Origin of the sequence: Herbaspirillum sp. B65, assembly GCF_000333555.1 — a bacterium.
GTDB classification, from domain to species: domain Bacteria; phylum Pseudomonadota; class Gammaproteobacteria; order Burkholderiales; family Burkholderiaceae_D; genus Herbaspirillum; species Herbaspirillum rubrisubalbicans.
This window is the reverse complement of the sequence record NZ_BADI01000487.1, coordinates 1-1076: the sequence shown is the minus strand read 5'-3', so window position 1 is coordinate 1076 and position 1076 is coordinate 1. Positions and strand designations below refer to the sequence as shown.

The 1076-nt window shown below is 57.5% G+C and carries 1 pseudogene; it reads left to right on the top strand.

Annotated elements, in window-relative coordinates:
* Nucleotides 1–333: 333 nt before the first annotated feature.
* Nucleotides 334–1076 (top strand): annotated as a pseudogene (pstS, locus tag I5W_RS11815) (phosphate ABC transporter substrate-binding protein PstS); the annotation flags it as partial.

Here is a 1076-nt window from a genome sequence, read left to right as displayed (position 1 = left end):
GTGTGGCTTTGTCACATGAAAGCAGTATAAGAGAAGTCTATGTGATAACAAAATCATATTTCTTTTACGGCAACCCTATCCTTGCATCCTCCTCGAAACGCTGACATCAAATTGTCAGGAAAGCCGCGCAGCGCCTGGCAGCGCGGGTTTTCGGGTGGCCTTTGGCGAGACGCTGCGGCTCGTTGCCGGCGTTGTTGAGGCTGGTCTGGATGACAAGGCCGGGTCATAAACTCGTCACATTAGCTGGTTAAAGTTCGCCCTGTCTCGAAAGTCATCCTTCTTAATGTGATGTTCGGTGACGATCCTCTCTTCAAAATCATAGGAGTAGCAGAAATGGGGTTTAACCATCTGATTAAGTCTGTTGCAATCGCAGTGGCTGGCGCTTTCGCTTTCAGCGCTGCCGCTCATGCAGCAGAAATCACCGGCGCTGGCGCCTCCTTCCCGTACCCGGTCTACGCCAAGTGGGCTGAACAGTACAAGGCCGCCACCGGTAACAGCCTGAACTACCAATCCATCGGTTCGGGTGGTGGTATCAAGCAGATCAAGGCCAAGACCGTCGATTTCGGCGCCTCCGACGCCCCGCTGCCGCAAAGCGAATTGGCCGAAGCCGGCCTGACCCAGTTCCCCGCCGTGGTCGGTGGCGTGGTCCCCGTGGTCAACCTGGATGGCGTGACCCCGGGTCAGATCAAGCTGTCGGGCCAAGTGCTGGGCGACATCTACGCTGGCAAGATCACCAAGTGGAACGCACCGGAAATCACCGCCCTGAACCCGGGCGTGAAGCTGCCGGCTGACGATATCACCGTGGTCTACCGTTCGGACGCTTCTGGCACTTCCTACGTGTTCACCTCCTACCTGTCCAAGGCCAACGCTGACTTCAAGGCCAAGATCGGTGCCGGTACCGCCGTCAAGTGGCCCACCGGCGTGGGTGGCAAGGGTAACGAAGGCGTTGCCGCCACGTGCAGAAGGTCAAGGGCGCCATCGGCTACGTCGAGTACGCCTACGTCAAGAAGACCAAGCTGAACTACACCAGCTGAGGAACAGGATGGCCACTTCGTCTCCCGGAAGAAACCTCCTTC